At 68.2% G+C, this 25776-nt stretch carries 25 protein-coding genes; 10 read left to right on the forward strand and 15 right to left on the reverse strand.

Annotated features, from left to right (window positions below; translation table 11 throughout):
- Positions 1-13: 13 nt before the first annotated feature.
- Entirely contained in the window at positions 14-1258 is a 1245-nt protein-coding gene (locus tag AB0L70_RS27005) for an ROK family transcriptional regulator (RefSeq protein ID WP_363688851.1), read from the forward strand.
- An 8-nt stretch (positions 1259-1266) separates the two neighbouring features.
- Complete coding sequence (locus AB0L70_RS27010; protein ID WP_363688853.1) at positions 1267-2541, forward strand: glycoside hydrolase family 125 protein; 1275 nt, start codon at positions 1267-1269, stop codon at positions 2539-2541.
- Here the strand turns inward: AB0L70_RS27010 and AB0L70_RS27015 are convergent.
- The 6 genes from AB0L70_RS27015 to AB0L70_RS27040 form a co-directional block, all read right to left on the reverse strand.
- Positions 2534-3379, reverse strand: coding sequence for an ABC transporter permease subunit (locus tag AB0L70_RS27015; RefSeq protein ID WP_363688855.1), 846 nt, complete (start codon positions 3377-3379; stop codon positions 2534-2536). The two genes, AB0L70_RS27010 and AB0L70_RS27015, sit on opposite strands and share 8 nt — an antisense overlap.
- Positions 3369-4280: an ABC transporter ATP-binding protein gene (locus AB0L70_RS27020; RefSeq protein WP_363688857.1), complete on the reverse strand. Its 912-nt coding sequence runs from the start codon at positions 4278-4280 to the stop codon at positions 3369-3371. The genes AB0L70_RS27015 and AB0L70_RS27020 overlap by 11 nt, the downstream gene beginning before the upstream one ends.
- A 77-nt stretch (positions 4281-4357) precedes the next feature.
- Positions 4358-4798: a hypothetical protein gene (locus AB0L70_RS27025; protein WP_363688859.1), complete on the reverse strand. Its 441-nt coding sequence runs from the start codon at positions 4796-4798 to the stop codon at positions 4358-4360.
- 34 nt (positions 4799-4832) lie between these two features.
- The gene (locus tag AB0L70_RS27030; protein WP_363688861.1) at positions 4833-5498 is read right to left on the reverse strand and encodes a response regulator transcription factor; all 666 of its coding nucleotides are present in this window, start codon (positions 5496-5498) and stop codon (positions 4833-4835) included.
- A 21-nt stretch (positions 5499-5519) separates the two neighbouring features.
- Positions 5520-6176 carry a response regulator transcription factor gene (locus AB0L70_RS27035; RefSeq protein WP_363688863.1) on the reverse strand — a complete coding sequence of 219 codons (657 nt, stop codon included), beginning with the start codon at positions 6174-6176 and terminating at the stop codon, positions 5520-5522.
- Positions 6173-7312, reverse strand: a complete 1140-nt coding sequence (locus tag AB0L70_RS27040; RefSeq protein ID WP_363688865.1) for a histidine kinase — start codon at positions 7310-7312, stop codon at positions 6173-6175. The genes AB0L70_RS27035 and AB0L70_RS27040 overlap by 4 nt, the downstream gene beginning before the upstream one ends.
- 133 nt (positions 7313-7445) lie before the next feature.
- Between AB0L70_RS27040 and AB0L70_RS27045 the strand changes: the two genes are divergently transcribed.
- Positions 7446-7958 carry a DUF6069 family protein gene (locus AB0L70_RS27045; protein WP_363688867.1) on the forward strand — a complete coding sequence of 171 codons (513 nt, stop codon included), beginning with the start codon at positions 7446-7448 and terminating at the stop codon, positions 7956-7958.
- On the opposite strand, the gene AB0L70_RS27050 is transcribed toward AB0L70_RS27045, so the two are convergent.
- Positions 7955-8650 carry an FCD domain-containing protein gene (locus AB0L70_RS27050; RefSeq protein WP_363688869.1) on the reverse strand — a complete coding sequence of 232 codons (696 nt, stop codon included), beginning with the start codon at positions 8648-8650 and terminating at the stop codon, positions 7955-7957. The genes AB0L70_RS27045 and AB0L70_RS27050 overlap by 4 nt on opposite strands.
- A 181-nt stretch (positions 8651-8831) precedes the next feature.
- On the opposite strand from AB0L70_RS27050, the gene AB0L70_RS27055 reads away from it, so the two are divergent.
- Positions 8832-10043 carry an alpha-hydroxy acid oxidase gene (locus AB0L70_RS27055; protein WP_363688870.1) on the forward strand — a complete coding sequence of 404 codons (1212 nt, stop codon included), beginning with the start codon at positions 8832-8834 and terminating at the stop codon, positions 10041-10043.
- Here AB0L70_RS27055 and AB0L70_RS27060 read toward each other — a convergent pair whose 3' ends face one another.
- From AB0L70_RS27060 to AB0L70_RS27070, 3 genes are all read right to left on the reverse strand, one after another.
- Positions 10044-11183, reverse strand: coding sequence for a sensor histidine kinase (locus AB0L70_RS27060; protein WP_363688872.1), 1140 nt, complete (start codon positions 11181-11183; stop codon positions 10044-10046).
- A 79-nt stretch (positions 11184-11262) separates the two neighbouring features.
- Complete coding sequence (locus AB0L70_RS27065) at positions 11263-11901, reverse strand: pyridoxamine 5'-phosphate oxidase family protein (RefSeq protein WP_363688874.1); 639 nt, start codon at positions 11899-11901, stop codon at positions 11263-11265.
- A gap of 14 nt (positions 11902-11915) precedes the next feature.
- Positions 11916-13166 carry an MFS transporter gene (locus AB0L70_RS27070; RefSeq protein WP_363688876.1) on the reverse strand — a complete coding sequence of 417 codons (1251 nt, stop codon included), beginning with the start codon at positions 13164-13166 and terminating at the stop codon, positions 11916-11918.
- Positions 13167-13308: 142 nt separating this feature from the next.
- Between AB0L70_RS27070 and AB0L70_RS27075 the strand changes: the two genes are divergently transcribed.
- Complete coding sequence (locus AB0L70_RS27075; RefSeq protein WP_363688878.1) at positions 13309-13776, forward strand: hypothetical protein; 468 nt, start codon at positions 13309-13311, stop codon at positions 13774-13776.
- A 44-nt stretch (positions 13777-13820) separates the two neighbouring features.
- On the opposite strand, the gene AB0L70_RS27080 is transcribed toward AB0L70_RS27075, so the two are convergent.
- Positions 13821-14465 (reverse strand): alpha-ketoglutarate-dependent dioxygenase AlkB, encoded by a 645-nt coding sequence (locus tag AB0L70_RS27080; protein WP_363688880.1) that lies wholly within the window; start codon positions 14463-14465, stop codon positions 13821-13823.
- An 89-nt stretch (positions 14466-14554) separates the two neighbouring features.
- Entirely contained in the window at positions 14555-15154 is a 600-nt protein-coding gene (locus tag AB0L70_RS27085; protein WP_363688882.1) for a CGNR zinc finger domain-containing protein, read from the reverse strand.
- 103 nt (positions 15155-15257) lie between these two features.
- Here AB0L70_RS27085 and AB0L70_RS27090 point away from each other — a divergent pair, with 103 nt between their 5' ends.
- On the forward strand, positions 15258-16115 hold the full coding sequence (locus AB0L70_RS27090; protein WP_363688884.1) for an SDR family NAD(P)-dependent oxidoreductase: 858 nt from the start codon (positions 15258-15260) through the stop codon (positions 16113-16115).
- Between the two features lie 236 nt (positions 16116-16351).
- Here AB0L70_RS27090 and AB0L70_RS27095 read toward each other — a convergent pair whose 3' ends face one another.
- The gene (locus AB0L70_RS27095; protein WP_363688886.1) at positions 16352-17173 is read right to left on the reverse strand and encodes an MBL fold metallo-hydrolase; all 822 of its coding nucleotides are present in this window, start codon (positions 17171-17173) and stop codon (positions 16352-16354) included.
- 101 nt (positions 17174-17274) lie between these two features.
- Here AB0L70_RS27095 and AB0L70_RS27100 point away from each other — a divergent pair, with 101 nt between their 5' ends.
- Positions 17275-17898, forward strand: a complete 624-nt coding sequence (locus AB0L70_RS27100) for an XRE family transcriptional regulator (protein WP_363688888.1) — start codon at positions 17275-17277, stop codon at positions 17896-17898.
- A gap of 89 nt (positions 17899-17987) precedes the next feature.
- Positions 17988-19322, forward strand: coding sequence for an amidohydrolase (locus tag AB0L70_RS27105; protein ID WP_363688890.1), 1335 nt, complete (start codon positions 17988-17990; stop codon positions 19320-19322).
- Between the two features lie 49 nt (positions 19323-19371).
- On the opposite strand, the gene AB0L70_RS27110 is transcribed toward AB0L70_RS27105, so the two are convergent.
- Complete coding sequence (locus tag AB0L70_RS27110; protein ID WP_363688892.1) at positions 19372-22248, reverse strand: S8 family serine peptidase; 2877 nt, start codon at positions 22246-22248, stop codon at positions 19372-19374.
- Between the two features lie 141 nt (positions 22249-22389).
- Between AB0L70_RS27110 and AB0L70_RS27115 the strand changes: the two genes are divergently transcribed.
- Both AB0L70_RS27115 and AB0L70_RS27120 read left to right on the forward strand, forming a co-directional pair.
- On the forward strand, positions 22390-23199 hold the full coding sequence (locus tag AB0L70_RS27115) for a dienelactone hydrolase family protein (RefSeq protein WP_363688894.1): 810 nt from the start codon (positions 22390-22392) through the stop codon (positions 23197-23199).
- A gap of 257 nt (positions 23200-23456) precedes the next feature.
- Positions 23457-24245, forward strand: a complete 789-nt coding sequence (locus AB0L70_RS27120) for a hypothetical protein (protein ID WP_363688896.1) — start codon at positions 23457-23459, stop codon at positions 24243-24245.
- On the opposite strand, the gene AB0L70_RS27125 is transcribed toward AB0L70_RS27120, so the two are convergent.
- Positions 24242-25747, reverse strand: a complete 1506-nt coding sequence (locus AB0L70_RS27125; RefSeq protein WP_363688898.1) for a lectin — start codon at positions 25745-25747, stop codon at positions 24242-24244. The two genes, AB0L70_RS27120 and AB0L70_RS27125, sit on opposite strands and share 4 nt — an antisense overlap.
- Positions 25748-25776: the final 29 nt, after the last annotated feature.

Here is a 25776-nt window from a genome sequence, read left to right on the forward strand (position 1 = left end):
CTGGGGGAGTTCTGTGAGCGTACGCCGGGGCACGAACCTCGATCGCGTCGGCGGGTTCAACGACGCCGTGGTTCTGGATGCGATCCGGCGGGGTGAGCACCTCAGCCGCGTCGAACTGGCCGAGGTGACGGGCCTGTCGGGGCAGGCGATCTCGAACATCATCCGCCGGCTGCTCACCGCCGGACTCGTGCGTGAGGCCGGCCGGTTGCGCGGCGCCGGTCTGGGCAAGCCCCGCACGCTGCTCGAGCTCGAACCCACCGGACAGTACGCCGTCGGCGTCCACCTCGACCCCGCCGTCGTCACCGTCGTACTGCTCGATCTCACCGGCGAGGTGATCGCGCGCCGCCGGGTCGAGACGCCGTACGCCGATGACCCCGACGTACTCATCGACCGGATCGCCGCCACGATCGAGGACGTGATCACGCAGGCCGGTGCACAGCGCGATCGGATCATCGGGGTCGGGATCGCCGCGCCCGGTCCGATCGACGTGGAGCGCGGAGTCGTGGTGAACCCGCCGAACCTGTCCGCGTGGCACCTGGTCCCGCTGCGGGACGAACTGCGGGAGCGGACCGGCCTGCCGGTGCTCCTGGACAAGGACGTGACCGCGGCCGCGTCAGCGGAGAAGTGGGCGGGCGGAGGCGGCAGCTTCGTCTTCTTCTACCTCGGCACCGGAGTGGGCGCGGGCCTCGTGATCGGTGACGAGGTGGTTCGTGGATCGTCCAGCAACGTGGGCGAGGTCGGCCACGTGATCGTCGATCCGGAAGGCCCGATCTGCTACTGCGGACGGCGCGGTTGCGTCGGCGAGACCAGCCAACCGCGGTACCTGGTGCAGCAGGCGGTCCACGCCGGAGTACTTGCCGCAGGCATCGATCTCGACGACCGGCAGGCGGTCGACGCGGCCTTCACCCAACTGTGCGCGGCCGCCGAAGTGGGGCCGGGTCTGGCCCGGGCGATCGTGGTCGCCCTGGCCGAGCGGATCGCCAAGGTGGTCGAGGACATCGCGAACCTGCTCGACCTGCAGCGTGTCGTCTTCGGCGGCCCGCACTGGGAGCAGCTCGCACCCTTGTTCGGCGACGCGGTCCGCACCGCACTGGACGGACGCTTCCTGGTCCGCTCGGTGCACCCCTTCGAGGTCGCCGGTACGGCGCTCGGCGTCGACGTCGGCGCGATCGGCGCAGCCAGTCTCGTTCTCGACCAGACGTTCTCTCCCAACCCCTCCGTGTTGTTGCAGAGCCACGAACTCGTGGCTGAAAGGTGACTGTGTTGATGATCGATCCCGAGGTCCTGGCTCGTGCTACCGCGGCGGTGCAGCGGGCGAGCGGCGACGACGTGATCGCGGAGATGTTCCGGCGGTCGATGGCCGAGAATCTGCCCGCCGTGGCCGAGCGATTGCCGGACGGGACGACGTTCGTCCTCACCGGCGACATCCCGGCGATGTGGCTGCGTGACTCGGCGGCCCAGCTCCGGCCGTATCTCCTGCTGTGCAAAGACGATCCGGCCCTGCAGGACCTCCTGATCGGCGTCCTGCACCGGCAGTTGGAGTACGTCGTACTGGATCCGTACGCGAACGCGTTCAACCGGGAGCCGAACGGCGAGGGCCACACCGACGACGACACCGAGATGTCGCCGTGGGTGTGGGAGCGCAAGTACGAGATCGACTCGCTGTGCTTCCCGCTCGAGCTGGCGTACCGGCTGTGGCGGATCACCGGGCGGGCCGACGTGATCGACGAGCGGCTGCGGGCCGCGGCGGTCGCGATCATCGAGCTGTGGACGGTCGAGCAGGATCATGAGGGCAGGTCGTCGTACCGGTTCCAGCGGGACGAACCGGACATGCTGCCGACGGACACGCTGGTCCGCGACGGGCGCGGCCGGCTGACCGTGCCGACGGGGATGTCCTGGAGTGCGTTCCGGCCGAGCGACGACTCGACCGCGCTCGGGTTCAACGTACCCGGGAACATGTTCGCATCCGTCGTACTCGGCTACCTGGAAGAGATCGCGGCCGAGGTGTTCGGGGACGAGCCGTTGGCGTCGGCCGCCAAAGAACTCAAGGCCGACATCGACGACGGCATCGCCCGGCACGGGACGGTCGATCACCCGGAGCACGGACGCGTCTACGCCTACGAGGTGGACGGCGCCGGGTCGACGTTGCTGATGGACGACGCGAACATGCCGAGCCTGCTGTCGATCCCACTCACCGGGTACGCCGCCGCCGACGACCCGACGTACCTTGCCACCCGCCGGCTGCTGCTGAGCCCATCGAACCCGTACTACTACAGCGGAACGGCCGCGGCCGGCATCGGTAGCCCGCACACGCCGCCGAACTACGTGTGGCACATCGCCCTTGCTGTACAGGGGATTTCGAGCACCTCGGCAGAGGAGCGCCAGCGCCTGCTGGAGCTCCTCCGCGACACCACGGGTGGTACGGGGCAGATGCACGAGGGCTTCGACGTCGACGATCCTTCGCAGTACACCCGCGAGTGGTTCTCCTGGGCGAACGCGATGTTCTGCGAACTCGCGCTCGTCCACGCCGGCATCAGGTGACGTCCCGCCGCCGCGTCGTCCAGGCCGCGAGTACGGCGAAGACCGCGCAGTAGGCCACCAACGTCAGCAGGGCACGGCCGCCGCCGACCGCATCGCGCACTCCAGGTGGTGCGTCGGCGGTGCCCATGCCGGTCACGCTGAACACGAGCGAACCGGCGTTGGTGCCCGGCAGCACGTTGGCGAGAGGCTTCAGGTCCGGCAGCAGGCTGCTCACCACGCCGGCGAGCAGCGTCTCGATGCCGAGGATCCACACCACACCGAGGCCGATCGGCAGCGCGACGTTGCGGAAGGCAACGGCCAGGACCGCGCCGGCCAGGCACCACATCATCAGCACCAGCCAGCCACCGCCGAGACCGCGGAGCAGGTCGAGCGGACCGGGCCAGTTCATCGCGCCGCCTTCTGCGGCGGCGATCCCGATGCTGCACAACGCACAGGCAACGAAGATCCCGACCACCCAGACGACGATCATCGTGGCGAGGGCGAGGAACTGTGACGCCAACACGGTGCCGCGGCCGGGTCGCTGGGTGAGGATCGTCTTCAGCGTGCCCCAGGTGTACTCGCCGCCGATCACGATCGCACCCAGCACCAGCGCGAGCGCGCCGGCGAAGATCGGGTAACCACCGATCGTGTTGTCCAGGACGCGTTCCGGCAGCATGCCGCGGAGGATCTCAGCGCGCGGGACACCGTCGGTCGAGGGGTTGTCGTCGCCGGTCGCATAGCCCAGGTACGGCAGCAGGTAGCCGAAGATCAGGCTCAGCACCAGACCGGCCACGAACAGCACCCAGACCGCCGACCGCTTGCGGAGCTTCAGCAACTCGGCTCGGTAGCTACCCAACATCGGCTTTCTCCTTGCTTGTGGTGAGCTCGAAGAAGATGTCCTCCAGAGCCCGTTCGGTGCTGTGCAGTTCGGACACGGCGATCCCGGCCTCGACCAGGACGCGGTTCACCTCGGCGGCCCGATCCGGGGCCACCTGGACTCGCAGCGTGTCGTCGTACAGGTGGACCGAGCCGAAGCCGGCCAGGATCGCCTGGGCCTTGTCCCGTGGGGTGGCGCGGACGATCAGTTCCTGCTCGCCACGCAGGTCCTCGACGTTGTGCTCGGCAACCATCCGGCCGGCGTTGATGATGCCGACCCGGTCGCAGATCTGTTGGACCTCGCCGAGCAGGTGGCTGGACAGCAGGACGGTCCGGCCGTCGGAGCCGAGCTCGCGGATCAGGCGACGCATGTCCCGCATACCGGCCGGGTCGAGCCCGTTGGTCGGCTCGTCCAGGATCACCAGCTCGGGATCCTTCAGCAGGGCGGCCGCGACGCCGAGCCGCTGCTTCATCCCCAGGGAGTACGTCGAGAACCGGTCCCGCGCGCGGTCAGCCAGATCGACCAGCTCGAGCACCTCGTCGATCCGCTGCCGAGGCACCGCGGCGTACTCGGCCAGCAGTCGCAGGTTGTCCAGGCCGGACAGGTACGGATAGAACGCGGGAGACTCGATCATCGACCCGGTCCGCCGGAGTACGTCGGCCTGTCCCGGCCGGCCACCGAGGACCTGGACACTTCCACTCGTGGGTGCGATCAGCCCGGTGAGGATCCGCAGCGTGGTCGTCTTGCCGGCACCATTCGGTCCGAGGAACCCGTACACCTCGCCGGGCCGGACCGTCAGATCGACACCATCCACCGCGAAGGTGTCGCCATATTTCTTCGTCAGCCCCGTCACCTCGACGAGCGGAACTCCGGTCTCATTCATACCCCAGAGCGTGCCGCTCGGAGGCCGGGTACCGCGTCGGCCAAGGGGAGTGACCGCACCTACACCGTCGGGAGTACTCAGCTACTCGGATTCGTCTCCAAGGGCGCAGTACTGCCGGCGGCCAGCGCATCAGTCACGTGCTCGAGTGCGCCGCGCACGAGGTCGCCGTACGCGTCCGGTCCGAGCGCGTGCTGATTGGCCTTCGCGAGCTTCAGGTGCTCGTGGGCCTGCTCGGTCCGGCCTAGTCGGCGGTAGTCGTCGGACAGGCTGAGGTGCAGGGACGCCAGCATCCCCGGAGTCATCGGGTCCTCGGGATCGGCACACTCCAGCGCCCGGAGATCCCAGTCGAGTTCGTCCGCGGTCGTGTTCTGGACGTCGGCCAGGAAGTGGGCGATCACGCACTGGGTCTGCCGGTCGTCCGTCTGGTCCCAGAGGGCCTGCAGCTGGGCGCGAGCGGTGTCACGGTCGCCGGACCGGCCGAGTTCGGCCGCCGCTGTGATCTCTGCGAGGTGTTCCATGGCGGCGATCCTGCAGGTTCGACCTGGTGGAAGGTCAACCCAGCCAGCCGGGGCGGACCAGGCCGGTTTGGTAGGCGACGACGACCAGTTGCGCGCGGTCGCGGACGCCGAGTTTGATCATGGCCCGGCTGACGTGGGTCTTGGCGGTGGCCGGGCTGAGGACGAGGCGTTCGGCGATCTCGTCGTTCGAGAGACCCTCGCCGACGAGGGCGACGATCTCCTTCTCGCGTTCCGTGAGTACGTCGAGTTCCTTGCTGGCGTGGGGCTGCCGGCTGCGGGACGCAAACTCTGCGACGAGGCGGCGGGTGACGCCGGGGGAGAGGAGGGCGTCACCGCGAGCAACCACGCGGACCGCCTGCAGCAGCTCGACCGGCTCGGTGTCCTTCACCAGGAACCCGCTGGCCCCGACCCGGAGCGCCTCGAAGACGTACTCGTCCAGGTCGAACGTCGTCAGGATCACCACGTGGACGTCGGCCAGCTCGGCATCCGCGCCGATCAATCGGGTCGCCTCCAACCCGTCCGTGCCCGGCATCCGGATGTCCATCAGCACCACGTCAGGCTTCTCGGCCTGCGCCACCCGGAACGCTTCCGCCCCGTCCGACACCTCGCCGATGACCGTGATGTCGTTCTCGGCGTTCAGCAACGACCGGAACCCGGCCCGCACCAACGCCTGATCGTCCGCCAGCAGCACCCTGATCATGCGCCGACCCTAAGGCATTGGTCAGGCCAGCCCGGCGTCATGAGCCAGGAGGGCGATCTGGGTGCGGTTGCCGAGTTCCAGCTTGGTGAGGATGTGGGAGATGTGCGCCTTGACCGTCGCCACGCTCATGTAGAGCTCCGACGCGATCTCCGCGTTCGCCTTGCCCTGTGCGACGGCGAGCATCACGTCGTACTCGCGGGGTGACAATCGCTGCAGGGATTTCTGGGCGATCGTGTGGGCATCGGCCTGGGTCGCGGCGCGGTCCATCAGCCGACGGGTGATCGCCGGCGAGAGAATCGGGTCACCGGCGGCAACTCGGCGTACGGCGTCGACGATCTGCGCGGGCGGGGTGTCCTTCAGCAGGAACCCGCTCGCCCCGGCTCGCAGGGCGTGCAGCACGTTCTCGTCGGTGTCGAACGTGGTGAGTACGACGACCTCGGGCGGGTTGGTCCGCGCCCGCAGCCGCCGGGTCGCGACGATCCCGTCCACCCGGGGCATCCGCAGGTCCATCAGCACGATGTCGGGGAAGTGCGCGTCGACCGCAGCCGGTACTTCGTCCCCGTCCGCCGCCTGACCGACGACGGAGATTCCGTTCGCACCGTCGAGCATCATCTCCAGGCTCGCCCGCACCAACGCGTCGTCGTCCACCACCAGCACCCGAATGACCGTGTCGCTCATGTGGGCCACGGTAGCGAGGCTTCGAGCCGGAACCCGCCACCGGGGACGCGGCCGTGGTCCAGTGTGCCGCCGGCGAGCTGCACCCGCTCGGTCAGCCCGACGAGCCCGGTCCCGCTGCCCGGGGTGAGCGACGTCCCGTTGACGGCGGGGTTGGTCAGCTCGATCCGCAGCCCGTCTCCCGGCGCGCCGGCCACGCTCACCGTGACCGGATGCCCGGCCGCGTGCTTGCGTGCGTTGGTGAGACCCTCCTGCACGATCCGGTACGCCGTCCGCCCGGTTGCCGGCGGCAACGACGTGGAGTCGGCAACGAGATCGTCGTACGAGATCGCCGTACCCGCGTCCCGGGACTCGTCGACCAGCGCCCGCAGATCGTCGAAGGTCGGCTGCGGTCGCCCTTCGTAGACGTCTTCGTCTCTGAGCACGTTGATCACCTCCCGCAGCTCCTCGAGCGCCTGGTGCACGCCGGTACGAATGACCCCGGCGGCCGTGGCGAGCTTCTCCGGCGACGAATCCGGCCGGTACTCGAGCGCACCGGCGTACGTCGCGAGCAGCGACAGCCGATGCGCGAGTACGTCGTGCATCTCGCGGGCCATCTTGGTCCGTTCGAGCGTCCGGGCCTCCGCGACCCGGCGACCCTGCTCGGCCTCCGCGCGTTGGGCCCGTTCGACCAGCGAGCCGACCAATTGCTGGCGTGCCTGGATCCACTGACCCCAACCGAGGAAGGCCGCGTGGATGGCGACGTCGAGGAGCGCGAACCAGAGGAACGGCAGTCCGCTGATCGGGTGCCACAGTCCTTGGGCGAGATGCGCGACGGCCTGGACCCCGGCAATGAGTGCTGCCCGCCGTAGCGGGAATCGCAGCGCGATGGTCAGCGTGGCGGCGGTCGAGGCCGGCGTCGCCGCGGGGGAGAGGACGACGAGCACGGCCATCGCGATCGCCGTCGGGATCGGGCGCCGCGGCAACATCAGCATCAGACCCGACGCGACGACTCCGGCCACGATGTCGGGGATCAGCCAGTTGCGATGCGTCGGATCGGACATCCGCCCGATGATCGTCATCGCCGTCAGCAGGCCGATCGCGGTAACGGCCGAGATATTGGCCACCCGGCTGGGCCGCATCGTCGTACAACTCTCCATGCCGCCGACCATAGGCCGCCCGACTCCTGCCCCACCACCGACCAAAGTCGATCCCGCACCGACCACCGGCCGATGCCGTCACCCCGCACTGTCCAGCACCTTTATCCCATCACCAACCACCAAGGAGCCCGAAATGCCTAGCCCGAAACACAGCCCCACCCGTGTCGTCACCTCCGCTCCCGAGGCGGCTCCTGCACTTTCCGCCCAGCACGGTTCGTCTGGTGAGCCCAGGCCGACTCGCGTCCCCGGCCGTAGCCGGCTGGCCGTCGTCGGTGTTACCGTCGCCGCGGCAGTCGCCTGGTGGGCGATCCTCGCCCCGGCCGCCGGTCTCACCCTGGAAGCCCAGCAGGGCAGCTTGATGCACATCGCCGCCGGTCAGGTGTTCTTCGCTGCCGCCGCAATGGCCTTCGCCGGCTGGGGACTGCTCGCCATCCTCGAGCGCCGTACCTTCAACGCTCGCAAGGTCTGGACCGTCTGTGCGGTGATCGCCTGCGTCACCTCGCTCGGCAGCCCGCTCTTCAGCGGTATCGGGATCGGCGCCAAGCTCGGCCTCGCCTCGCTCCACCTGGTCGTCGGAGCAGTCGTCATCCTCGGCCTCCGCCGGACCGCCCTCACCGCCGCCGAACGCTGCGTAGAGGACTGCTAATCCTGCAGCTGCGCCGCCTGGTAGAAGCCCCGGATATGCGCGGTCACCAACTCGGCCGCGCGATCCGGCTCACCGGCCCGCACCGCGCCCAGAATCCCGCGATGCTCGGCCCGCAGCCCCACCGCCGTCGCGTCCCAATCCGCCAGGTTGGGTACGGCGGCCAGCACATACTCGTGAATCGCCGACCGCAACGACGTCATCACCGCCGCGACCAGCACGTTCCCGGCCAGCCCCGACAGCGCGACGTGGAACTCCGCGTCGAGCAGATGGAACTCCTCCGGCGACAACCCGGCAGCGTCCATCCGGTCGAGCAACGACTCGGCCACCTCGAGCTCACCGGCCGCCACGTCCCGCCCGGCCGCCTCCCGCGCGGACCACGACTCCAGCAGGATCCGGGTCTGGACGACGTCCCCCATCGGCAGATGATTCGTTGCCAGATGCAACCGCAGTACGGCGGTCAGCGGCGACACCGGCTCCGCCACGATCACCGCGCCCGCCTCCGGCCCGGACCCGGTCGCGGTCCGTACGACGCCCATCGCCTCGAGCACCCGGACCGCCTCCCGCACCGACGGCCGGCTGATCCCCAGCTCCTCGGCCAGCGCCCGCTCACCCGGCAGCCGGCCACCGATCCGCAGCCGCCCGGCCGCCAGGTCCGCCTCCACCCGATGCAGCACCAGTTCGTAGTTCTTCACCCGCACCCCCTTCGGCCAGGTTGGGGAGGATTTCCCTCCCGAGCTGGGGCAAGATCCTCCCCAGGTCGCTCTGCGGACGACTCTACCTGTGTGGTCGGACCACAGGTTATGCTGTGGTCCGACCACAGGGTCAGGCGGGTACGGCGTACCGTCTGATCGCCCGTCCGGCCCCGGAGTTCTGATGACCGATCGACAGCTGCCCAAATGGTCCGAGCTGAAGCCGCTGCTGCGGCCGAAGCCGATCGAGACGAACCCGACCGAGCGCCGGCTCGCGAAGGCGCTCACGATCGCGGACCTGCGCGCGATCGCCAAGCGGCGGACCCCGCGGTCGGTGTTCGACTACACCGACGGCGCCGCCGAGGCGGAGATTAGCCTGCGCCGGGCCCGCCGGCTGTTCGCCGAGATGGAGCTGCAGCCGTCGATCCTGCGCAACGTCTCCGAGATCGACCTCGGTACGTCGATCCTCGGCGGCCGCTCGGAGCTGCCGTTCGCGTTCGCGCCGACCGGTTTCACCCGGATGATGAACCACGAGGGCGAGAGCGCGGTCGTCAAGGTCGCCGACCGGATCGGCATCCCGTACGCGTTGTCGACCATGGGCACGACGTCGATCGAGGACGTGGCGGCGGCCGCGCCGAACGCGCGGAAGTGGTTCCAGCTGTACGTGTGGAAGGACCGGGACTCGGGGGAGGACCTGGTCAAGCGATCGGCCGCCGCCGGGTACGAGGCGCTGATGCTGACCGTCGACGTACCGGTCGCCGGTGCGCGGCTGCGAGACGTCCGCAACGGGTTCACGATCCCGCCGTCGCTGACCGCCAAGACCGTGCTCGACGCGTCGATGCACCCGGCCTGGTGGGCGAACCTGCTCACTACGCGGCCGCTCACGTTCGCCTCGCTGTCCACCTGGGACGGCACGGTCGCCGAGCTGCTGGACAAGCTGTTCGACCCGACCATGACGATCGACGACCTGAACTGGCTGCGGTCGATCTGGTCCGGCCCGTTGATTGTCAAAGGCATCCAAACCGTCGAGGACGCCCGCCGGGTGGTCGACGCCGGCGCCGACGCGATCGTGCTGTCGAACCACGGCGGCCGCCAGCTGGACCGCGCGCCGACGCCGCTGCGCATCCTCCCCGAGGTTCGCAAGGCAGTCGGCAGCGACGCGGAGATCTACCTGGACACAGGGATCCTGTCGGGTGCGGACATCGTCGCCGCGATCGCGCTCGGCGCCGACGCCTGCCTGGTCGGACGTGCGTACCTCTACGGCCTGATGGCCGGCGGCGAGCGCGGAGTCGCCAAGGCCGCGGAGATCCTCACCAAGGAGGTCCGCCGCACGATGGCCCTACTGGGTGTCTCCCAGGTCGCCGACCTCAACCCTGGTCACGTCCGCCTGCCGTAGCTACAGAGGCAGGGTGGCGACGATGCGGAGGCCGCCGGTGGGGGTGCGGGTGGCGGTGAGGGTGCCGCCGAGGGCGGTGGCGCGTTCGCGCATGCCGATGATGCCGTTGCCTTCGGTGGGTGGACCGACGAGGGACTTACCGTCGTCGTCGACCTGCAGTACGAGCGATTGTTCGCCGTACTGGATCCGGACCGTCGCCGCGGTCGCCTTGGCGTGCCGGACGATGTTGGTGAGCGACTCCTGGATGATCCGGAACGCGGCCCGGTCCAGCCCGGTCGGCAACGGGTGCGGGTCGCCGTGGACGACCGTGTGCACCTCCAGGCCGGCCATCGACGTCCGGTTGACCAGGTGCTCCAGCCGCTCGAGTCCGGCGACCGGCTGGCGGGGTGCGGACTCGTCGGACTGCCGCAGGATGCCGACGATCGACCGCAACTCGACCAGCGCTTCCTTGCTGGCGTCCTTGATCGCGGACAGCGCCGGAGCCGCCTGCTCGGGCTGACGGTTGACCAGGTGCAGCGCGGTCGACGCTTGCACGTTGATCAGCGAGATGTGGTGCGCCACGACGTCGTGCAGCTCCTGTGCGATCCGCAGTCGCTCCTCGCCGGCCTGCCGCAGCTCGGCTTCCTTCCGTGTCCGGGCCGCCGCCATCACCCGATCGCGGTGGGCCCGGAAGAGCTCGGCGGTGAACCCCAGTACGACGAAACACGTGCCGACCAGGAGGACCTGGTACACGCCCTGCTCGTTGATCCCGAGCACCATCCGGCCGCCGACATGGCCGATGTACAGCGCGGCCAGCGCGGCCCAACCGGACACTCGGTAGCCCATCCGGATCGTGTAGAACACCGTGATCACGAACGCGAAGATGACCGGGCCGTACGCGTATTGCATCAGCATGTAGACGAGCGTCGCGACGACCGTCGCCCAGAGCACCCGGGTCGGATGGGTCCGGAGCCAGTACAGCGACACCGTGCCGACCAGGATCAGCACGACCATGAACCAGTCGGCCGCCCGGCGGTCCGGCTCGCCGCGGGAGGCGCCGAGCGAACCGGCCACCGCGACGAAGGACAGCACCAGTGGCAGGGCTACCCGGCGTGCCCGGGAACCCAGCGTGGGTGCTGCGATCGGCTCAGTCGTGCTCACAGTACGAAACCGTAGAGGGCGGCGGGGGCGGGTGTCATCGTCGCCACGGAGTATCCGCGCCTGCTCCCTGTGCGGTAGTTCAGTACTTGACTTTGTAGATCTTCTCTTCGTAGGCCTTGCCGTAGTACTGCTCGAGCTCGGCCAGTTCGGTGTCCTGCCGCTCCAGCGCCTTCGCGATCCGGGCCCGGCTCGGCATCGCTTCGGGGTTCCAGGTCTCCGGCTTCCACAGCTCGGAGCGCAGGAACGCCTTCGAGCAGTGGTGGAAGATCTCCTCGATCTCCACCAGCAGCGCCAGCTGCGGACGGTTGCCCTTGACGATCATGTCGTCGAAGAACGGCGCGTCCTTGACGATCCGGGCCCGCCCGTTGATCCGCAGCGTGTCACCGCGGCCGGGGATGAAGTAGATCAGCCCGACGTGCGGGTTGGTGAGGATGTTGGTGAACCCGTCGACCCGGCGGTTGCCGGCCCGCTCCGGGATCGCGATCGTGCTGCCGTCGAAGATCGTGGTGAACCCGGCCGGGTCGCCCTTGGGGGAGACGTCGCAGCTGCCGTCGGCCGCGGAGGTGGCGATCAGGCAGAACGGCGAGGCCGCGAGCCACTGCCGATCCAGGTCGTCCAGCTCCTTGCGAACCTTGCCGGCCGCGGCGGCGAGCGGCTGCGGGACGACCTCACGCAACTCGTCGTACGTCGTGATCTCGACCAATCCGGGGATGTCCATCGGGCGGTTCTCCTCTACCGGCCGTCCGCGGTGACGGCCCTCGTCCGTGCGGCCCATCGTACGGCGGGACCAGTTGCGCAACTGGTCCCCAGGAACAGGGCACCGACCGCGATCCAGCCGATCGGACCCCAGCCGAGCACCACCGTGGTGAGCAGCGCCGGGCCGAGCATGCGGGCGATCGCGGGACCGGTGCCGAAGAACCCTTGGTACTGCCCCTGCTTGTCGGCGGGTGCGAGTCCGAAGCTGATCTCCCACGCGCCGGACGCCAGCTTCATCTCGCCCAGGGTGAGGAGAGCGGCGGCCAGGACGAGTACGGTGGCCGCGGCCGCGGGGCTGCTGTTGTAGGCCGAGAGGGCGAAGACTCCGCAGGCGGCCAGCATGGCGATACCGGCGTACCGGACCGAGCGGGTGGCGGTGCGGAGATCCTTGACGCTCTTGGCGATCCGGACCTGGAAGAACGCGACGCCCAGGGTGTTCACGATCATCAGCGACGCGACGGCCCAGTTCGGTGCGTTGGTCCGGGTCACGATCCAGAGCGGGCCGATCAGGCTGATCAGCGGCATGAACATCAGCATGATCGCGTTCAGCAGCGCGAGGACGGCGTACGGGCGGTCCCGCAGGACGGCCAGCCGCGGCTCACCCTGCACCCGCAGGCTGACCGCGATCGGCGGGACCCGGCGGATCAGTCCGGCCGCGATCAGGAAGCTGACCGCGTCCACCGCGAACACCGTCAGGTACGCCGTCTCGGTGTCGAAGCGGAGCGCGATCCCGCCGAGCAGGGCACCGACCGCGAGTCCGGCGTTGACCGTGGACTGGAGGAAGGCCCGGATCCTCGTGCGCTCGGCCGGCTGGACCAGGCCGGCGAGAAGGGCCTGCCGGGCCGCGGTCAGGCCGGTCTGGCTGCATGCGTAGACGATCGCGGCGATCAGGAAGAACGCGAAGCTTCGCACGACCAGGAACGAGCCGACCGCCCCTGCCGTCGTGAGCGCCAGCACGACTGCTACGCCCTTGGCGCCGCGCCGATCCGCCAGGTTGCCCAACGGCACGCCGGCCAGGAATCCCAGTAGCCAGGCGATCGTCAGTCCGAGCCCGACCTCTGCGGTGGAGAGGCCGACGACCCGGGTGAAGAACAGGGCCGAGGTGACGACGAACGCGCCGTCGCCGACGGAGTTGGCGAGCTGGGCCATTGCCAGGTCCCGCGGGGCGCCGGCGGGTGGCAGCATCCGGCTGACCTTCTGGTGGGGCTTGGCAGTCGTGACGCTCATCGGAGTCTCCTCGGCTCGGTATGACTTGAGCCTATGAGCGCAGCGGCCCAGCAGGCAGATCCACTTTGGCCCGGTTGTGATGGGCCACATTGCCCTGTGGACAACTCCGGATCGGGGTCGGAATCACGGCACGTTTATGAACATGAGCTTCCAGAACCTCGCACCGACCTGGACCACCCAGCCACTCACCGATCCCGCGCTCGCCGCCGATGTCGTCGACCTGATGGTCAGCCTCGGCGAGCGGCAGCGCGGCACGTTCACCGTCCTCCTCTGTGACCCCGACGACCGCTACCGAGCCACCATCACGATCGATCTACCCTCCGAGTTCGAGCACCTGGCCCCGGCGGGTGGGACGGCCGCCGTCAGGACTCCTGACGTTTGCTCGTCCGTCCTGAGCCCGATCATCCCCGCCGTCCACACCGCCCCCGGCACCGCGCTCATCCTCGCCCTGGGCCGACCGGGACCCCCTTCCTGGCCAGACCTGGACGCCGAATGGGCCGAGGCCGCCACCCACCTCTGCCGAGCCGCAAACGTCCGCCTACTCGGCTTTTACATAGCCGCCCCCACCCGCATCTACCAACCCCTCCCAACCCCCGCAGCCGCCGCATGACACCCTCGGCGCGTTGTGCGGCGGGTGGGGACTGTGTGACCGCGTCAGCGGACGCCGTGGGGGCGGAACTGGATGCTGATGCGGGGGCCGACGCGGCCGGAGGCCTTGGGGATTGCATGTTCCCAGGTGCGCTGACACGAGCCGCCCATCACGATCAGATCGCCGTGCCCGAGCGGATACCGCACAGTCGATCCAACTGGCCCACTCGCGGCACCCGGCCGCGGCCGCAACGCGAGCACCCGCGGCTCACCAACGGACACGATCGCCACCATCGTGTCCTCGTGATTCCCGCGCCCGATCCGATCCCCATGCCAGGCCACGCTGTCCCGACCATCGCGATAGAAGCACAACCCAGCCGTCCGGAACTGCTCGCCAAGCTCTTCCGCATAATGCGCGCTCAAAGCATACCGAGCCTCATCAAGGATCGGCAGCGGCAGGTCCTCGGTCTCCCCGTAGAAGCAGAGCAACCGCGGTACGTCGACCACCCGGTCGTACATCTGCCGGCGCTCCGCCTGCCACGGCACATCCCGGGCCAGACGCTCGTACACCTGATCCGCGCCCGTCAACCACGCCGGCAGCACATCGATCCACGCCCCGGACCCAAGCTCGGTCCGCGTCAGCCCGTCCAAAGACCCCAACCCGGGATCCTCGAACGCACCAAGCAACGAGCCCTGAAGATCAGCACCCATGCCCCCACCATACCCGAAACTCGAACATACGTTCCCATCTGGCCTGATGGTGTGCGTCAGACTGTTCAGCTACCCATGCTTGTTGTGTCCTACTCGGTGGTCGTGGAGCTCGGCGAGCTCTTGGCGAGCGTCTCCTTCTTCCGGGCACGGTAGGCGCGCATCGACGCCTGACTGGAGCACTGCGTGCTGCAGTAGCCCGCCGATGTGTTCTTGCTTCGGTCGAAGAACGCGAAGTGACAAGGCTCGTTCCGGCATGCTTTGATCCGGGCCCACTGGCCTGAGAGGGCAAGCTCGGTCGCCGCTGCCAAGATGCCCGCGAACGCGCCCGCTACCCCGCCGCAGCCTGGACCAAGACGCGCCTCCGCGCCGCTCAACCGCACTGCGACCGGACACTTGTCACCAGCTCGCTCGAGGATCGCCTCGGCTGACCGGACCGCCGGGTCAGAGGTAGCAGGGTCATTCGAGTGCGAGAGCAGCACGGTCACCAACGCGTCACGAAGCTCACGGGCCTCAACGACGTCCGAGTCCGTGACAGTTCGAGCCGGTTCGGCTCCACTCCAGGCCACTTCGCCCAGCCAATTCGTCAAACCTTCTGCGTCCGTGAACCGCTCTGTGCGATCGCCGGCGTCTGCATGGGTGTTCGCGAAGGCCAGGACCAACTCAAGAGGGGACGGCGTCGAAGTGCTCATCTCGCACTCCTTTCAACCTGGTTGTGGTCACTCGCAGTTCAACCATAACAAATCCTGAACAACGCGTCTTGACGTTATGAGTGAAGCTGTTATGGTCCTAACCATGACGAGCTCAATCGACACCCGGTCCCAGTCCACTCGCACCTGGTTCATCACCGGTGCCTCATCCGGAATCGGCCTCGCACTCGCAGTCCGAGCAGCAGATCGGGGCGACAACGTGATCGCCGTCGCCCGCAAGGCCGAAGGTCTGACCCAACTCACCGAGAAGTACGGCAACCAGGTCCTCGCCGCCAGCGCCGACGTCGCCGACCTCAACCAGCTGCAGAGCGCCGTGACCGCCGGCGTCGAGCGGTTCGGCGGGATCGACTTCGTTGCCAACAACGCCGGCTACGGCGTCTTCGGTGCCGTCGAGGAAGCGACCGACGCGCAGGTCCGCGCCATCTTCGACACCAACGTGCACGGCGTGCTCAACGTCCTGCGGGCAACGTTGCCGACGCTGCGCGCCCAGAAGTCGGGCCACATCCTCCAGGGCTCCTCCTACTTCGGTCAGATGGCCCACGCGGGTGTCGGCATGATCGCGGCAACCAAGTTCGCTGTCGAAGGTCTGACCGAGGCCCTGTTCGGAGAGCTGGACCCACTGGGCATCAAGGTCACGCTGATCGAGCCGGGCCTCACGGCCACGTCCTTCCTGGCCAACCTGGACCACGTCGAGACCATCGGCGACTACGACCAGACCGTGCGCGAAGTCCTCAAGACGATCGGAGGCCTGCCGCCGACCGCGTTCAACAGCGCCGAGCGCGTCGTCGACGCGATCATCGCCGCCACCGAGACCGCCACCCCGCCGCACCGCATCGCGACCGGAAGCGCCGCCGCCAATGACATCCGCACCGCACTGGTCGCGCGAATCGCCGAACTAGACGAATGGACCCCGGTGAGCAACGCGGTCGACGGCGCCAACTGAACGCTCACCCCAACACGGCCCGAGAGCGCCCGACGGCCCCTTGCATAGTCGCCAGGGGCCAAGTCTCGGCCAACCAAACGCGGAAGGGCGCGCAGCCACGCTTGTCTCCCACAATCCAGTCTGCGACGGACCACGATCTGGCCGGGCTGCGCCCGACCCTGCACCTGGAAGGCGGCGCCCTTCCCTACGACGTCATGCCCCGACGGCACCGCCCTGCGCTAGCCGGACGGGCTGGGTCAGGTGATTGGTGGGGCGAGGTATTCCAGTGTGTAGCCGTTGCCGGCGGGGGTTACTCGGGCGATGCCGGGTGAGTCGAGGTGGGCGCCGGCGACGAAGTGGTGTGGCCGGGTCAGCTGCTCGAGGAGGCCGGCTCGAGCGGCGCGGGCCTGGGACTGGTCGCCGTCGAGTTCCCAGGACACCTTCGGCTGATCGAACTGGAGCGTGGGGACGTGAACCGTGTCGCCCCAGACGAGAAGGTGGCCGGAGCCGCTGCTGATGTCGTAGACGGTGTGACCGGGTGTGTGGCCCGGTGTCGGGACCGCGGTGGCCCAGTCGTTGATCGCGACCTTCTCCGACACGGGGACGACCCGATCGCGAACCGGCTCGAGTCGTGGCCGCGTGAACACCGAGGTGTCGCCCGCGCCGATCCACACCCGCTCGAGTTTGGCGAACGCCTTGGACCCGTCCGGCGCGATCAAGCCGCTTACGTGGTCTTCGTGGTTGTGCGTGATGGCCACATCGGTGATGTGCCCGCGGTCGACTCCCGCTTCGTCGAGCGCGTGGTAGATCAAGCCCATGGTGGGGTCGTGCCAGGCGTTGGACGCGCCGGTGTCGATGAGAAGGGACCGCGTGCCGTCGGTGACGAAGAAGGCGTTGACCGACAGGCGCAAGTTGTCCCCGGCCAATGGGACGGCGGCGGGCAGTTCGTCGAGCGTGTGCCCGTCCTCGTCGCGGAGCCGGGTCGGCGGCATGTCGATGTACCCGTCTCGCAACGAGATCACCTGCAGATCTCCGAATTCGAACGTGGCGTGGTGCCGGCCACTCGATGTCAAACGCATGGAACCTCCGTCGTCGTGCCTGTCTCCGATAGAAGAGCGTATCTTCTTTAGGGGAAACCGTAAACTGTGCGCAGCGAGGTCCCCATCAATCGAGGAGCACGGTGGTCAAGCAAACGGCGGTCGAGCAAGACGACAACGCGGCCGAACCGCAGCACGGCGACGACCTGGCCGGCGCGTTCGGCGGTAACGTGCGGCGGCGCCGCGAGGAGGCAGGCCTGACGCTGGAGCAGCTGTCCACGCAGTCGTCGGTCAGCCGGGCGATGCTGTCCAAGGTCGAACGCGGCGAGAAGAGCCCGACGATCGGGATCGCGTCCAGGATCGCCTACGCGCTCGACGCGTCGCTCTCGGACCTGATCGGTGCGCCGACCGCTGTCTCGTCCGGCGCTGCCATTGTCATGCGCAAGAGCGATCGCCCGATCTTCCGTGACCCGGAAACCGGCTTCGAGCGGCACATGGTGTCGGCGGCCCCGGGTGCGGGAGGGCCTGAGATGGTCGTCCACTACCTCCCCGCGCAGGTCTCCACCGGCCTGCTGCCCGCGTATCCGCCGGGCACGGAAAAGCAACTCGTGGTGCTCGAAGGCACCGTCACGGTCGCGATCGGCGGGATCAGCGAAACCCTGAGCACAGGCGATTCCTTGTTCTTCCGGGCCGACGCGGACCACGGCTTCGCCAACCGAACGAACGCGCCCTGCGAATACATCATGGTCATCTCGCGCAGATCCTGATCGACCGCAGCTCGCGGGGCTACACAGCGACTGCGGCAAGTGGCCCGCCCATCGGTGAGACTGCGGTACGACGAGCTCGTGGAGGATGGATGACTGGGCTGCTGATTCGTGATGTCTCGGTATTGATCGTGCCTGTCGTGGGCGAGTGCCGGGTGGACGAAGCGCAGGACATCTATGTGCAGGACAGCCGGATCACTGCGATCACCCCGACGGGTCCCGTTACGGCGGGGGAGTGGGAGGTGATCGATGGGAGTGGGCTGGTTGCCGTTCCTGGGTTGGTGAACTCGCATACGCACAGTCCGATGGTGATGATGCGTGGGGCCGCGGAAGACCTGTCGATCGATGACTGGTTCAACCAGCGGATCTGGCCGATGGAGGTCAACCTGACGCCGGAGCGCGTACGCGTCGGGGCTCGGCTGGCCTGTGCGGAGATGCTGCTCGCCGGCGTGACCACGTTCGTGGACCACTACTTCCACGCCGACCAGATTGCGGCCGCCGCGGTCGAGTCCGGCATTCGCGCCGATCTCGCGCCCACCTACTTCTCGTCCGCCGGTCCCGAAGCGATCGACGCCGCGATCGCCACCGCCCGCGAGCTCAGCACCCTCGACTCCCGGATCACGGCCAGCCTCGGCCCACACGCGACGTACACGGTGAACGACGACGACCTGCGGCGTACGGCGGACATCGCGCAAGCGGAGGGATTCCGGATCCACTTGCATGCCGCCGAGACCGACGATCAGACCCAGTCCTCAGTAGACAAGTACGGCGTGACGCCGATGCAGGTCCTCGAGCGCACCGGCGTCCTGGAGGCCGGCACTCTGATCGCGCACGGCTGCGGCATCCGCGAGTCTGACCTGCCGATCCTCGAGCGGTACGCCGATCGCGTCACCGTCGCCAGTTGCCCCAAGGTCTACCTCAAGCTCGCAATGGGCGAGGTGACCCCGATCAAGGGTCTCCAGGCCGCGGGCGTACGCGTCGGCGTCGGCACGGACGGCGCCGCCGTACACAACACGCTCGATGTCTGGGAGTCCCTCCGGATGGTCGCTCTCACCCAGAAGCAGCGCGAACACGACGCCGAGTGGATGCCACTGTCAGACATCATCCGCCTCGCCACCCGAGGAGGCGCCGCCGCGGCCGGACTCGCCGACAGCATCGGCGCCCTCGAACCAGGCCGCCAGGCCGACATCGTTCTCGTCGATCTCTCCAAACCGCACAACCAGCCGATCCACGACCCGCGAGCAGCGCTCGTCTACTCGGTCCGTGCCTCCGACGTCGTCACGGTCGTTGTCGACGGCAACGTTGTGGTCCGGGACCGCCGGCTCACCACGATGGACCTCGACGAGGTCCTCGCCGACGCGCGGGCACTGGCCCACACCCTGGTCGATCTCTCGCAGGGCGGCGCCGTCCAGCACTACGCCCCCTGAACAGCCGCATGCCCCGACCAAAGGCCGGGGCATGCGGGAGGTGGTGCTGTCAGCTGATCGTGACGATCTTGTTCGCGGTGAACGCCTGCGCATGGTCGGCGTCGCCCGGGAACCACACCCGGTAGGCGATCTGGCCGCGGACGGCGGGCTTGATGCCGAACGCGTACTTGCCCGAGGAGCTCAGCTTCACCGAGGCGATCGACTTCCAGACCTTGCTCCCGTACTGCTGCAGGTACACGGGCTGCCCCGCATGCGCCGGAGCGACGTACCCGCTGAACGCAGTGGTCTTGCCCAGCTTGATCGCGGCCGGTGCGAGCGTGGCCGAGATCGTCGGCGCCACCTGCACAGTGACGTCGACCGTCCGGGTCCCCATCAGGTCGGCGTTGCCGGGAAACGTGAGCATGAAGACCGAGGACACCGTCGGCTTGTAGGCCAGGCTCATCGTGCCCGTCGGCGACGTCTTGAACGCGGCCAGCAGCTTGAACGTCGACGAGTTCTTCGGCCGCACGTACAGGTTGGTCGGCAACCCGGCGTACGCCTTGTTGTCGATCCGCAGCGTGCTGCCCTTGATCGTGATCGAGCCGCCGTAGTTGATCAGCGTCGATGTCACGCTGATGCCGGTCTTCATCCCGAGCAGCTGCGTCGTCGCCACCGGGCTGACCTTTCCACTGCGGTCCTTGACCCAGGCGGCGTACGTGTAGGTGACGCCCTGCAGCAGCCCGGTGTTCTTCACCGAGGATCCGCCGCCGGCGTACACCAGGATCCCGGTGTTGATGGCCGGCGCCTTGCTGCCCGGGTTCCGTCGCACGATGACCTGATCCACGTCGGTCGTCGCCGGCACCTTCCAGGACAGGTTCGCGGCCAGGTAGGCCCCGGTCGCATCGAATGTCCCCACCGGCTGCGGGACGGTGTCAGCAGTGCTGAACACTGACCGGAAATACGGCAGGTCGAACCCGTCCGCCGTCTTCAGCGTCTCGCCGAGAATCTTGTACGTCGTGTTGTCGAGCAGCGGCGTGGTCGGCGTGAGGGTCGCCTTGCGCGTAGCCGCGTCGTACTCGACCGTCGCCGGGATCGTCGCATCCGTCTTGCCGTTCAGGAGCCGGACGCGCGGGGTGACCACTGTGGTCGGGTCCATGGCCTGGGCGAAGGTGATCGTCGGCTTCACGGACACGGCCGCGGTCGCCGACAGGTCGGCCGGCTGCACGTCCAGCGCCGGGTACGGCGAGCCGCTTTCGGTCCCACCGCTGCCCTCTGCGGAGACGGCCAGCGAGTACGCCCGCGTGTCGCGTGAGCCGTTGTCGTTGCGTACGGCGAAGTAAGCCGCACCGGCCGGCACACTGACGTTCGCTGTTGCCGCCAGCTTTACCGGCAGATTGCATCCGGTGGCCGGATCGACCGGTGTTGTCGGGTACGGGTTCACCGCGTTCATGAGCGGTTTGAGATCGGCGTCGTACACGTCGATCCGCGGTCCCATGTTCACCGAATAGGCGCAGTTGAACTCGGCTCCGGTGACCGTCACCTTCAGGTTGCGCGCGGCGGCTGAGGTCACCTTGTACCAGTCGACGTCACCTTCGACGTTGATCGTCGAGCTGGTCGTACTCGGCACGGCAAGCGCCGTCGCCCGTGCGGGCTGGTCGTTCCCGTCGGCCGCATTGACCGCGAAGTCCGTTGTCCACTTGCCACCCAGAGCCGTGTACGCGTCCAGGATGCCGGCACCGTAGTACGGATCCGTGCCGCGGGGACCGGCGTCGCGGGCGAGGACCTTGAGTCGCTGCGCGACCTGGGCCGCGGTGAACGACGGCCACTTGTTCTTCACCATCGCCGCGACCCCAGCGACGATCGGCGACGAGCAGGAGGTACCAGTGCAGTACCAGTACGGCTCATAACCGGAGGGCGTCATCGAACGTACGCCAGTGCTGAGGATGTCCCAGCCCGGCGCCGCGATGTCGACCCAGTCGCCGTACGAGCTGAAGTCGGTCAGGACCCCGCCAGCGTTGGTGGCGCCAACAGCAATGACCTCGGGGTACGCGGCCGGATACTGCACGACGTCCGACCCGTCGTTGCCCGCGGCAGCCACTACGACAACACCCCTGTTGGCCGCACGGATGACAGCGTCGTGCAGTACGACGTTGTCACCCGGACCACTCAGCGACATGTTGATCACCTTGGCGCCGTGGGCAACGGCCCAGTCGATGCCCTCGGCAATGTCCACGTCGTACCCGGAGCCGTCAGAAGCGAGCACCTTCACCGGCATGGCCTTGACGTTCCAGCCGACGCCCGCAACGCCTGCGCGGTTGTTGGCGCCGGCGGCGATGATGCCGAGGGTCATGGTGCCGTGGCCGTTGTCGTCGATCGGGCCGCGGTTCGGGGAGGTGGCGTTGTAGCCGGTGGCCAGGTGCCCGACCAGGTCGGGGTGGCCGGCGTCGACGCCGGTGTCCAGGACCGCGACGATCTGGCTGCCGGTCGTCTTGGACAGGTCCCAGGCCTGCGGCATCCGGACCGTGTTGAAGTACGTCTTCTGGTCGCTGTTGTAGTACAGATCGTTCGGTACGGCGGCGATGTGGCGCTTGTAGTTCAGCGACGCGAGCTCGACGGTCGGGTCGGCCGTGACCTTCTTCAGCAGGTCCGGCGCGGCGACATCCCCCTTGAGCCGGACGACACCCGAGCTGACCGAGGTCTCGGCGGTAGCACCGAACTTCGACACCGCGGCCTTGCGGGCCGACGAGGTGGTCTTCGCCTTGAATTTCACCATCACCGTGTTCGGCTCGTACTCGGCCTTCGCGGTGTTGTGGTGAGCGGTGAACGGCGGCCGGTACGCGCGGGGTTCAGCAGCGGAACCGGACGAGCTGGTCAAGGTGACGAGTGCGCCCGCGACCAAGGCAGCGGGCAGGCCCAGACGCAGCAAATGAGCAGGGCGGATGGACAAGGGACCCCCCCAAGGGTCTCAAAGTGACAGTGGCGGGAGTATCTCAGAGGTCTGGTCCGGTTTGACCAGCGCCCGACCTGCCAAAAGCAGCAATCCCGGCGACCACAGCTTGTCGCGGCGCGCGCACTCTAAGCTGACCACATGACTGCGGCTCCGAGCTCTGATCTGGCCGGCTGGCAGCGGGCGCCTTTCACCGGCGCCGGTCTGACGTACGACTGCTTCGAAAAGGGGTCAGGTCCCGGCGTCGTGCTGATCCCGGAGATCCCGGGCCTCTCGCCGGAGGTGCTCGGCCTCGGCGACCACCTCGTCAGCGAGGGGTTCACCGTCGTCATCCCGTCACCCTTCGGTACGCCGGGACGCGCCATGAGCATGGGCTACGTGCTCACCACGGTCGCGCGGCTGTGTGTCGCGAAGGAGTTCCGGGCCTTCGCGACCAACGCCCAACGGCCGATCACGCAGTACCTGCGGGCCGTCGCCACCGACCTGGCCGTGCGCACGCCGGGACGCGGGGTCGGCGTGATCGGTATGTGCTTCACCGGCGGGTTCGCCCTCGCCACCGCGGTCGAGGACGTGGTGAACGCGCCGGTCCTGAGCCAGCCGTCGGTGCCCTTCCCGATCTCCGGCCGGATGCGCCGCGACCCGGGTGTGTCGGAGGCCGAGCTGGAGATCGTCAAGGAGCGGACGCGGACGGACGGGCTGTGCCTGCTCGGGCTGCGGTTCAGCGCGGACCGGGCTGCGGCGCCCGCGAGGTTCGCCACTTTGCGCGCGCAGCTCGGCGACGCGTTCGAGGTGATCGAGCTCGACTCCACGCCGGGCAACCCGGACGGATACGGCCGGTCCGCTCACGCTGTGCTCACCGCGGAGGTCCGCGAGCAGCCGCCGAACTCCGCCTTCGCTGCCCGCGCGCGGACCGTCGAGTTCCTGAAAGCTCGTTTGAATACTACGGTCTGACGATTCGCCGTGACCCACAGTGGGGAAATGTTAAAGCCTCGTCGAGGAACGCACAGCGTGTGATTCACTGAACTGTGCGTGGGGAATTCTAGCTTCAGCTGGGGTGAATTGTTGCGGTGTGCAAGGACGGGGGAGCGGTAGGTGACGCGCGGCCATTTCCTCTGGTCTCAGGCGGCGCGGACGTGGCACGATCGGCCAGCGGAGGCACATCAGGGGGCGCGCATGGCGAGAGCCAAGCACATAGCGAGTGAGGCTGCATGAACGGGCGGACAGCGCAGGAAAGCCGGATCCCGGTGAACGGGACCACGGCCGCGAACGGGACCAATGGTCACGGTCCGCAATCGGAGACCAAGCTCGGACAGGTCCCGGTCGAGGACCCGGACACACCCGCCGGCGCGGCGACCCCTGGCCCGGCCACACCTGGTGGTTCGGCCGAGCCGGGCTGGCACGCCGAGCGGCAGGTCGGTGAGATCTCGCTCGAGCCACCGGCCGCGAACGGCAAGCCCCGCAGTGACTGGACCTCCGAGGTCCGCGATCGCCCGCGGGTGCCGAACGGTACGACGCTGGGCGAGTTCAACACGCCCGTCCGGGTCGACGAGATCGCCGTCGCCGCGATGGCTCTGTCCGAGAACCTGCAGGCCGCCACCCGTGGCATGCCCGAGTCCGTCGAGATGCGGCGGTTCCGCCGCGATCTCGACCAGGCCGCGAGCACCTTCCGCACGATCGCGAGCGAGCTCGAGGTCACGGCCGGCAAGCTGGTCCGCCTGGCTGCGAACGAAGGTCAGGCCTGTGGCGTCGGCTGGGGCGTCTGCCCCGAACACGGCCTCACACTGATGAACGTCGGCGAGTCCGTCACCTGCCACATCCTGGGCTGCGGCCACACCAACGCAGGCGCCGTCGAACGCTGCGAGCACCCCGTCGCATACCGGGTGGTCGACGCCGCGGGACCGGCGCTGCTCACCTGCGCCGGCCACGCGATCGCCTGCCGTCTCTACCTGGACAACCCGGTCATCTCGGCCGTCTCAGACAGCATGGAGCTTTTCTAGGAGATCCGGCAGGACGTCAGTTGGTCGTTCGCGTTCGGCGTCAACGCGACGAAGTTCGGCGTGTCCGCCGTCCGCGTCCAGGCCTGGCCGCCGAAGTTGTCCTCGGCGTAGATCGTCACCGTCCAGCCGGCCGGCACCCGGGCCGAGGACGCCCAGTTGTCCTGCACCCCGGCCGCTTGCAGCTGGGCTCGCGTGTAGTTGCCTTTGGCAAGCGCTACACCGGCCGCACCGCCGTAATCCACGTGCTCGTAGAAGATCGCGCCGCCCGTACCCTGGCTCGGCATCGGGACCGTCGGCCGGGTCGCGGTCACCGGCGTCTGGCCCTTGAACATCCGCCCGCCGTCGTTGGTCAACCGCAGGTAGTAGTCCGCGGAGCACGCCGTACCGTCCTCGTCCAAGGCGCGGATGCCCGAACCGTTCGGCACCCAGGCGCTGCTCTCCGCGGTCTTCGCGATCTGGTTGCCCTCGTTGTACTCGTCGAACATCGAGATGTAGAGCCCTTGCACGCCGACGCGGGTGAGGTTGTAGAACTGCCGCCACATCAGCTCGCCGTGCCGCCGGTGGCCGGACTGCAGGTCACCCGGGATGACGCAGGGCTGGTAGTCGATCCCGTGCGCGTTGCAGTCGGCCTGGTCCTGCTGATTCACGTTGTTGTAGTAGTGATCCGCGCCCGCGAGGTCGCTGATCCGGCCGACCATCCACGGCGACAGCATGTTGAACGCGTGATACACGTCCAGGTAGCCCGGCCGGGAGTCCTCGTTCCCCGGCAGCCAGTGTGTGGGTACGCCGCCGATCACGTAGCAACCCTGACCCTTGAACCAGTTCACGACGTCGAGGCAGACAGTTGCCGGCCAGGCCTTGTTCGCCTCGTCGAAGCCGAAGCCCCAGATACACACGACCGGCTTGCCGTTCTGCCGCGCGTACGCCGGTGACGAGGTGTAGGCCTGCATCTTCGCGGTCCAGTCGGCCTTCATCTCCGACTGCATGTTCGTCCAGCCGGTGGCGTCGTACATGATGTAGAACTTGCGGCCGTACTGCTCGGCCGCCTGCCTGACTTTCACCGCCATCGCGTCGCGGGTCGGCCCTTCGCCGCCGGTCGGGTTGAACCGTTGCAGCGCGGCGGTGTCGCAGCCGTTCTGCTGCATCCACTGGAAGTGCGTGTTCACGGTCTGCTGGTCGTACGACGAGAACAACCGGGCGGCCTGCCCGTTGCCGAGATTCGAGTACGCCGTCTGGTACGTCGAGCTGTAGTCACGCACATCCGGCCAGCTCGCGATCGCGTTGTTGGTCGGCGACGGCGGCTGACCCCAGTTGTTGCTCCAGTGCCACCAGCCGTTGATCGGCGCACCGTCGCCGGCACAGGCGAACCAGCCTTGGTAGCCGACGGTCACCTTGCCGACGACATCTCCGGGCGGGCTGGCGGCGGACGCAAACTCTGAGACGGTCCCGACCAGGGCAGTCGCGGCGGTCGAGGCAAGCAAAGTACGACGGGAAAGCTTCATGGGGCGGACTCCTGTGGGGGCGGGAGGAA

Source organism: Kribbella sp. NPDC051952 (genome assembly GCF_040680855.1).
GTDB lineage: Bacteria > Actinomycetota > Actinomycetes > Propionibacteriales > Kribbellaceae > Kribbella.